The sequence below is a fragment of the Deltaproteobacteria bacterium genome (assembly GCA_009930495.1).
In the GTDB taxonomy this organism is placed as follows: domain Bacteria; phylum Desulfobacterota; class Desulfovibrionia; order Desulfovibrionales; family Desulfomicrobiaceae; genus Desulfomicrobium.
Genome location: RZYB01000112.1, coordinates 1 through 9,326 on the forward strand (window position 1 = coordinate 1; position 9,326 = coordinate 9,326).

At 60.3% G+C, this 9,326-nt stretch carries 8 protein-coding genes; all 8 read left to right on the top strand.

Annotated elements, in window-relative coordinates:
• Nucleotides 1-250, top strand: a 250-nt coding sequence (locus tag EOL86_09735) for a flagellin (GenBank protein ID NCD25852.1), incomplete at its 5' end; no start/stop codon positions are given.
• A gap of 134 nt (nucleotides 251-384) precedes the next feature.
• Complete coding sequence (locus tag EOL86_09740) at nucleotides 385-2,463, top strand: hypothetical protein (protein ID NCD25853.1); 2,079 nt, start codon at nucleotides 385-387, stop codon at nucleotides 2,461-2,463.
• 9 nt (nucleotides 2,464-2,472) lie between these two features.
• The gene (fliS, locus tag EOL86_09745) at nucleotides 2,473-2,883 is read left to right on the top strand and encodes a flagellar export chaperone FliS (protein NCD25854.1); all 411 of its coding nucleotides are present in this window, start codon (nucleotides 2,473-2,475) and stop codon (nucleotides 2,881-2,883) included.
• A 92-nt stretch (nucleotides 2,884-2,975) separates the two neighbouring features.
• Nucleotides 2,976-4,853: an asparagine synthase (glutamine-hydrolyzing) gene (gene asnB / locus EOL86_09750; protein NCD25855.1), complete on the top strand. Its 1,878-nt coding sequence runs from the start codon at nucleotides 2,976-2,978 to the stop codon at nucleotides 4,851-4,853.
• 51 nt (nucleotides 4,854-4,904) lie between these two features.
• A complete protein-coding gene (locus EOL86_09755; GenBank protein NCD25856.1) occupies nucleotides 4,905-5,822 on the top strand; it encodes a hypothetical protein in 918 nt (305 codons plus the stop codon).
• A 170-nt stretch (nucleotides 5,823-5,992) separates the two neighbouring features.
• Nucleotides 5,993-7,186 (top strand): 12,18-didecarboxysiroheme deacetylase, encoded by a 1,194-nt coding sequence (gene ahbC / locus EOL86_09760; protein ID NCD25857.1) that lies wholly within the window; start codon nucleotides 5,993-5,995, stop codon nucleotides 7,184-7,186.
• Between the two features lie 9 nt (nucleotides 7,187-7,195).
• Complete coding sequence (gene hemB / locus EOL86_09765) at nucleotides 7,196-8,176, top strand: porphobilinogen synthase (protein ID NCD25858.1); 981 nt, start codon at nucleotides 7,196-7,198, stop codon at nucleotides 8,174-8,176.
• Between the two features lie 98 nt (nucleotides 8,177-8,274).
• Nucleotides 8,275-9,326, top strand: a 1,052-nt coding sequence (gene ahbD, locus EOL86_09770; GenBank protein NCD25859.1) for a heme b synthase, incomplete at its 3' end; no start/stop codon positions are given.

Genomic DNA, 9,326 nt, shown 5'->3' on the forward strand with positions numbered 1-9,326 from the left:
GGCGATTGTCTCCAAGGATACAATCCGGGCCAACCTGGGCGCGCTCCAGAACCGTCTGGAAAACACCATCACCAACCTGACCATCCAGGCGGAAAACCTGCAGGCGGCCGAATCCCGCATCTCCGATGTGGACGTGGCCACGGAAATGACCAACTTCGTGCGCAACCAGATTCTGACCCAAAGCGCGGTGGCCATGCTGTCCCAGGCCAACAGCCTGCCGCAGATGGCCATGCAGCTCATCGGCGGTTAGTAGGCGCGGCACTGATTCCGTTTCTTGGCTGGGTCGCGCGGGCGGCCCAGCCTTTTTTTTACACATCCCAAAATCCTGGTATCATTATTGCTTAAATCTTCGCGACACACGAAACATTTGGTCCAGAGGCAGGTATGGCTGACGATCTGACATCCTCGCTCATCTCGGGAGCAATCCGCTTTACAGGCTTGGGATCGGGCACGGATTTCGATTCCATGGTCACCAAACTGGTGGAAGTGGAACAGACAACCACCAAGCGCATGCAGCTGTGGCGGTCGGAATGGGAACAAAAAAGCGAAGCGTTCGACACCCTGAGCGCGGCCATGCTCAGCCTGAACGCCACGCTTTCATCCATGAACACCACGGACGAATTCCTGATCAAGACCGTCAACTCCTCCAACCCGACAGCCATGACGGCCGTGGCCAGCAGCGCGGCGGAAGAAGGTGCCCACGTGGTGGACGTGATTTCCCTGGCCAGCACGGACATGCACATGGGAGCGGCAATTTTTGCCTCCCCCGATGATGTCGTCACCGACGGAAACGCCGGAACATTTTCGTTCACGTACGGATCGCGGCAAATTTCCGTGGATTTGACCGGAACCACGACCCTGAGCCAGTTCGCGAACCTGATCAACACCGATCCCGACAACCGCAATTCCGTGCGGGCCAGCGTCGTCAACGACGGCAGCGGCTACCGTTTGCAGGTTCGGGGCATGGATTTGGGCGCGGGCAACGATTTCATCGTCGACGAAAATCTGACCTCGGCCAATCTGCTGGCCAACTTCGGCAGCGACCGATTCATCGAAACCCAGAACGCCAGCAATTCCCAACTGGTTGTCGATGGCTGGCCAACCGCGCCAACGCCCACGGCCGACACCCTGACCGCGACCATCGCGGACCAGACGCCGACCTCCATTGTGGCCGCGTCAGGCGGGACATTTAAATTCGCCTATGCCGGCAAAATTTTCTCCGTGGGACTCGACGCGACCACGACATACGCGGATTTGGCCACGGCCGCGACCACGGCGGTCCAAACCGAACTCCCGGGTTCCACGTTCCAGGCCCAGGCCGTGACCAACGCTTCGGGCGCCCTCGAATTCACGCTCACCGGCGACGCCGGTTCCGCCAATCAAATCTCCATCGTCAATTCCCCCGGAACCAGCGTGGCGGCCCTTCAGTCGGAAAAATTCACCCAGGTGTTGGGCGCCACCGACGGCTATGTCGAACGCCCCACCAACGCCGTGTCCGATGTCATCGCCGGCGTGACCATGACCCTGACCAAGGCCGGGGAATCGACCACCCTGACCACGGGTATCGACGCCAGAGCGATCACGGACAAGGTCCAAACCTTCGTGGACGGAGTGAACCAGGTCCTGACCCTGATCAAGGAGCAGACCCAGGTCACGACCGTGGGCGAAAACACCAACGGCTCCATCCTGACCGGCAATTATGGCGTGCAGATGATCCAGCAGAATCTCAAAAACATCCTGGCCCAAAAAGGCCAGGGTTTCGACTACGATCTGGATTCGGTCACGTCCCTGGGAAGCCTTGGCATCACCACGGACACGAATGAAGGTTCCCCGAATTTCGGACTCCTCCAATTCGACGAAAGCGCCTTCAGCTCGGCCCTGTCCTCGGATCCCGACGCTGTGGCCCGCTTGTTCAGCGCGGACATGTACCCCTCGACCAAGGAAATGGTGGATGGGGTGGCGGTCGAGTCCTCGAATTTCAAATTCGACTCCTACATCAAGGGCGTGACCGGAGCCGGCAATTTTGACCTGTCCTACACCGTCGATGCCAGCGGCACCATCACGACCGCGACCATCAATGGCTACGCGGCCAGCATCGACGGCAACAAAATCGTGGCCCAGGGCGATGGCAATACGGCCAAGGGTCTGGCCGTCGAGATCCTCAACCTGACGGCGGGCGACTATTCGGGACAAGTTCAGATCAAATCCGGCAAGGCCGAGGAATTATATCAAGAAATCAAGAAGTTGACAGCCACAGAAACCGGAACCCTGGATATTCTGAAAGACAACTATCAGGATATCATGGACTCCATCGATGAAAAAATCGCCTACGAAAAACGTCGTCTGACCTTGCTGGAAAGCAATCTCCGCCAACGCTTCGCCAATCTGGAAGCGGTTCTTGGCACCTACGACAATCTGTCGACGCAGCTCAGTTCCCAAATTTCAAGTCTGTCCAATTCATAAGGAGACATCATGCACAAAGCCGCCAACGCCTACAGGCAAACCCAGGTTACGACCACGAGTCCGGGACACCTGGTGGTCCTGCTCTACGACGGGGCCATCACCTTTCTGGAACAGGCCAAAGTCCGCATCGCGGAAAAAAATTACGCCCAGAAAGGGATTCTCATTTCCCAGGCCCTGGACGTTATCGCCGAGCTGGACAGCTCCCTCAATACGGAGCGGGGCGGGGAAATCGCCCAAAATCTGCACGGCCTATACATGTACTGCAATAACCGTCTGCTCCAGGCCAACCTCAAAATGGACACGGCCATTATCGACGAGGTCATCACCATTCTGGATTCGTTCCGTTCGGCCTTCGCCGAAATTTCGAACACCCAGCCGCCCATCATGCCCAAGCCCGCCGCAGCCTATTACGCCCGCTGAACCAAGCCCGCCTCCAGCGCATTTTCCCTTGCGCTGGAGGCGCGTCTTTGCCTAGCCTCCCGGAATACGAAACCCAAGACCAAGGACGCCCGATGTGCGGCATTGCCGGCTTTGTTCACCCCCGCCCGAACCCCTCCGATTCTGAAATCATCCGCGCCATGGCCTCGCGTCTGGTCCACCGGGGGCCGGATCACGAAGGTCTGTACCAGGACACCCTGTGCGCCCTGGCCTCCAGGCGTCTGGCCATCATCGATCAGGCCGGCGGCAACCAGCCCATGCAGGACGCCGAGCACGGCCAGATCCTGGTCGTCAACGGCGAAATCTACAATTTCCGCGAGCTGCGCGCCGAACTGACCGGACTGGGGCACGTTTTTCGGACCGCCTCGGACTCCGAGGTACTGCTCGCGGCCCACGTCCATTGGGGCGAAAACTGTTGGGCCAGGCTGGACGGAATGTTCGCCGCGGCCATTTGGGATCAAAAACGACAGCGGTTGACCCTGGCCCGCGACCGGCTGGGCAAAAAACCCCTGGTGTATACTGTGCTGGCGGACCAAACTCTGGTTTTCGCCTCCGAAATCAAGGCCTTGCTCCGCTTTCCCGGAGTCCAGGCCGCCATGAATCCCGTGGCCATGGACCGCATGCTGGACTATGGCTTCAACCTGGCCCCGAGCACGTTTCTGGATGGTATCCAGCAGGTCATGCCGGGCTCGATCCTCGAATACGAACGCGGCGGGCTGAACGCGCGGACATACTGGCGCCTGGACCTGGAACAACCCGTCGCGGACCTGTCCATGGCGGAAGCCGCCGAGGAACTTGAGTTTCGCCTGACCCAGGCCGTTCGGGCCAGGCTGGTGGCCGACGTACCGGTGGCCGCGTACCTGAGCGGTGGCATCGATTCGAGCAGCGTGACCGCCCTCTATGCCAAATTGACGGACACGCCGGTCCACAGCCTGTCCATCACCTTCGAGGAGGCGGGCTACGACGAGCGCCATTTCGCGCGTCTGGTCTCGGAGCACTGCGGCACGATCCACCACGAATTTTTGTGCTCCATCGAAGAGCATGAAATCGCGGACCTGATCTGGCACCTGGAAACGCCGCTGGTCACCCTGCTCAACCTTCCCCTGTTTTTATTGTCCAAACAAATCCGCTCCATGGGTTTCAAGGTGGTGCTGTCCGGCGATGGCGCCGACGAAATCCTGGGCGGCTATGACTATTTCAAGCTCCAAAAACTCATGGCCTTCATTGGTCGGCACGAAACGCCGGCCCGGGCCAACCTGCTGCGCCGGCTCCATCCAACCCTGACTCCCGCCCAGGCCTGGATGCACTACCTCCGCCTCAAGGCCTATCCCGAGGTCCATCCGGCCCTGCCCTACAGATTTCAGGCCTTCCAACTCAAAAGCCAACTATTGTCCGACGCCTTTCTGGACCGGCTCGTGCCCCGCCTGGACGAACGGGCCATGGACATACCTTCCGTGCCCGATTCGCGCCCGCTGCTGGACCGGGCACTGTATCTGGAAACCCGGATGAGGCTGCCCAACCTGACCCTGGCCCTAGCCGACACCATGAGCATGGCCAATTCCGTGGAGCTGCGGTCGCCGTTCATGGATCACCATCTCGTGGAATTTCTGTTCCGGATACCGCACCATTATAAAATGCGGGGGCTGAACGAAAAATATCTGCTCAAACGCTGCTCCCGGTCGTTTCTGCCGCCCGAAATCCCGGCCCGACGCAAGCAGCCGTTGGCGCCTCCCGGCAAATGGTTCGTGAAGAAATTCCGAACCATGATCGGCGATGTCCTTTCGGCCGAAACAGTTCGCGCCAAGGGGTATTTCCGTCCGGAATTCACGGACCATCTGCTGGCCGAATTCGATGCCGACGGACCCGTGGACTTCAGCGGCGTTCTTGTCGTGGCCTTCTTCGTCCATCTGTGGGACGATCTCTTTCTCTCCAAGGCGCGGCCCGGTTGCTAATCAGGTCCGGAGCGGGTATCAGCCTTGCCGCAACAGGAGAACGCGCCCACCATGAACATCACCTGTCCCAACTGTGGATTCAGCCGGCATGTCGACGAAGCAAGCCTCCCCCAACGGGCGGTCATGGCGACGTGCCCCAAATGCAAGCACCGCTTCAAATTTCGGGAAATGCCCGTTTCTTCCCGCCCCCGACCCGAAGAGCCGGTGGAGCCGGCCGAACACCGCGTGGACCGACCCGTTCCTGTGGCCGCGGAACCCATCGAACCGCCCTCTCCACCCAAGGAACCCGCCGAGGCACCCCGCGACGAAGATCTCTGGAAAGAACTCGAAGCCCTCGACGAGGAGGACGTTCCGGAGCGCCCGGCACCGGAAGATCCAATCGTCCCCCGGCTGCCAGCCTGGGAACAGGCCACGGCCGGCTATCCACGGGCTTTCATCCAAACATTCCTGGACATGGTGTCCAACCCCAAACTCTTTTTCCAGGCCATGCCCGTGGGACAAGGCTTGGTCAAACCGTTGCTGTTCTTCCTGATCATCACCCAGTTCGTGGCCGTCACCCAGTCCATCTGGCAGCTCATGGGCATTCTGCCGCCCAGCGCCCTGACCGAAAACCTCGGGCACAGCACCCAGGCGGCCCTGGCTCTCATCCTCTATCCCTTCGAGGCGACATTTTTCCTGATTCTGGACACCATCATCAACCATCTCCTGCTGCGCCTGTTCAAAGCCGACACCAAGGGCTTCGAAGGCACGTTCCGGGCCGAGGCCTACAGCACCGCCCCCATGCTGCTCATGGCCGTGCCGTTCATCGGCATGCCCATGGCCATGATTGGCATGACGGTCTACAAATTTCTGGGCCTGCGCCACGTCCACGGCGCTTCGACCAAACAGGTCCTGGCCGTCCTGCTCTTGCCCATGCTGCTGGCCGTCGCCGTGGCCATCGTCATGGCCATTCTCATGGGTCGCGTCTGACCCGCGCAACCACCAGTCATCGAAAAGCCGAGGGCACTCCGGCTTGACTTGACAAGTATTCTCATTAGGGCAACGTTCGATTCCGTTTTTTCGAACCCATTCAGTCCGGAAAGCCCATCCGGCGGCGGGTTTGTGTCATCCAGCCGAGCTTTCGCTCACACGAGGCAATCATGATCGGTATTTCGAAGTTATACTGTGGCACGGTGGAACCTTCCGACGCCTTGCGCTACGGACGCGATTCCGCCCAGCTTCCATCCCACCTGCTCCAGTTCGCCAAGGATAAAAAACCCGTCGTGGTCTGGAACATGACCCAGCGATGCAACCTGAAATGCGTCCACTGTTACGCCCACGCCGTGGAACCCAGCAGCCACAAAGATCCCATTTCCACGGATCAGGCCAAGATCATGATCGACGATCTGGCCGCATTCGGCGCCCCGGTCATGCTCTTTTCCGGCGGTGAACCCCTGGTTCGGGAAGACCTGGTCGAGCTGGCCAAGTACGCCACGTCCAAGGGCATGCGCGCGGTCATTTCCACCAACGGCACCCTGATCACCAAGACCAAGGCGCGGGAACTCAAGGAAGTCGGTCTGTCCTATGTGGGTATTTCCCTGGATGGAGCCGAAGCCGTGCATGATCAATTCCGGGGCGTGCAGGGCGCGTACAAACTGGCCCTCAAGGGCGTGGAGAACTGTCAGGCCGAAGGCCTGAAGGTCGGTCTGCGCTTTACCATCAACAAACGCAACGTCGCGGAAATTCCTCACCTTTTCAATTTGGTCGAGCAACTGGAAGTGCCCCGCATCTGTTTCTATCATCTGGTCTATTCCGGACGTGGCTCCGAACTGATCAAGGAAGACCTGGATCACGACGAAACCCGCGCCGCGGTCAATCTGATCATGGACCGCACCCGCGCCCTGCACGACAAAGGGCTTTCCAAGGAAGTGCTGACCGTGGACAACCATGCCGACGGCCCCCATGTGTATTACCGGCTACTCAAGGAAGACCCGAAGCGCGCGGCCGAGGTGCTGGAACTACTCAAGATGAACGAAGGCAATTCCTCGGGCCGGGGCATCGGCTGTATTTCCTGGGACGGCTCGGTACACGCCGACCAGTTCATGCGCCACCATACCTTTGGCAATGTCCTGGAACGCCCGTTTTCCGAAATCTGGGTCGACGAAAAAATCGAGCTCCTGCACATGCTCAAGGACAAACGGCCGCATGTCAAAGGCCGCTGCGCCTCCTGCCGCTTCCTGAACATCTGTGGTGGCAACTTCCGGGCCAGGGCCGAGGCCTTTTACGATGACTTCTGGGCCCAGGATCCGGCCTGTTACCTGACGGACGAGGAAATCACCGGCGAAAAGCTGTAGGAGGGCATCATGCACACGTTCCATCGCGGCCGCCGGCTGCGTTCGTCCTCGACCCTGCGCGACATGGTCCGGGAAACCCGCCTGGGCGCCTCGGACCTGATCCAGCCCTATTTCGTGGTCGAGACCGATCCTGATTTCCGAAAACCCATCGCGTCCATGCCCGGCCAATTCCAGTTCGGACTGGATCAGCTCATGACCGAGGTTGCCGCGGCCGTGGACGCGGGCCTGCAAAGCCTGATCCTGTTCGGCATCCCCAAGGAAAAAGACCCGGTCGGCTCTGGGGCCTACGACGACAACGGCATCGTGCAGGCGGCCATCCGCCGGGTGAAGGACAAATGGCCGGACCTGATCGTGGTCGCCGACACCTGTCTGTGTGAATACACGTCCCACGGGCATTGCGGGCTGGTCACGCCATCGGGCGAGGTCCAAAACGACCCGACCCTGGAACTCCTGGCCCGCGCGGCCGTGGCCCAGGCCAAAGCTGGCGCGGACATCATCGCGCCCTCGGACATGATGGACGGCCGCGTGGCGGCCATCCGCCACGCCCTGGACGAAAACGGATTCCCCAACACCCCGATCATGTCCTACGCGGTCAAATACGCCTCGGCCTTCTATGGCCCATTCCGGGATGCGGCCGAAAGCGCGCCCAAATTCGGCAACCGCAAGACCTACCAGATGGACCCGGCCAACTGGCGCGAAGGGCTGCGCGAAGCGGCCGCGGACGTCGACGAGGGCGCGGACATCCTCATGGTCAAACCGGGCCTGCCCTATCTGGACATCATCCGGCTGGTCCGTGACAGCTTCGACCTGCCCGTGGCCGCATACCAGGTCAGTGGCGAATACAGCCAGATCAAGGCCGCTGCCCAGCTCGGCTGGATCGACGAAACCCTTGTTGCCCTGGAAAGCCTCATATCCCTGAAACGGGCCGGGGCCGACCTGATCCTGTCCTATTTCACCCAAGACCTGCTCAAGGCGGGACACATCCGATGACACAGCACCCACACCACGGCGCCAGGCCCGCTTCCCTGGACGGCCCAATGGCAGGGCATCCGCACGGCCACGGCCATCCTTCCGGACATCCCGGCAACATGATCACGACCCTGGCCGACGGTACGCCGGCTTGTAAGCTTATCGCCTGGGAAGTGACCAGATCCTGCAATCTGGCCTGTAAACACTGCCGGGCCGAGGCCCATCTGGAACCCTACGAGGGCGAGTTGGACACGGCCGAAGCCAAGGCGCTGATCGACACCTTTCCGGAAGTTGGCAACCCCATCATTATTTTCACTGGCGGCGATCCCATGATGCGCCAGGACGTGTACGAATTGATGCGCTACGCCACGGACAAGGGTCTGCGCTGCGTCATGTCTCCCAACGGGACCTTGATCACGCCGGAAACAGCGGCCAAAATGGTCGCGGCCGGAGTACAGCGTTGCTCCATCTCCATTGATGGCCCCGACGCGGCCAGCCATGACGATTTCCGGGGCGTGCCCGGAGCCTTTGACGCGTCCATGCTCGGCATCGGCTACCTCAAGGACGCGGGCATCCCCTTCCAGATCAACACCACCGTGACCCGGGCAAACCTCGGCAGCTTCAAACAGATTTTCGAGCTGTGCGATCACATCGGCGCGGCGGCCTGGCATATTTTCCTGCTCGTGCCCACGGGACGAGCGGCCCAACTCGGAGCCGAGGTCATCACGGCCCAGGACTACGAGGACGTACTGAACTGGTTCTACGATTTCCGCAAAACCACGAAGATGCATCTCAAAGCCACGTGCGCCCCGCATTACTACCGCATCATGCGCCAACGGGCCAAGGCCGAGGGCATTCCGGTCACGCCGGAAAACTTCGGCCTGGACGCCATGACCCGGGGCTGTCTGGGTGGAACGGGCTTTTGCTTCATCTCCCATGTCGGCCAGGTTCAGCCATGCGGCTATCTGGAGCTGGATTGCGGCAATGTGCGGACCACGCCGTTCCCGGAAATCTGGCGCAACGCCAAACAATTCAAACAATTCCGCAACCAGGACGAATACGAGGGCAAATGCGGCGTGTGCGAGTACCATAAGGTCTGCGGGGGCTGCCGGGCCAGGGCGTATTCCATGAACAACAACTATATGGGCGAAGAGCCCCTGTGTTCCTACAT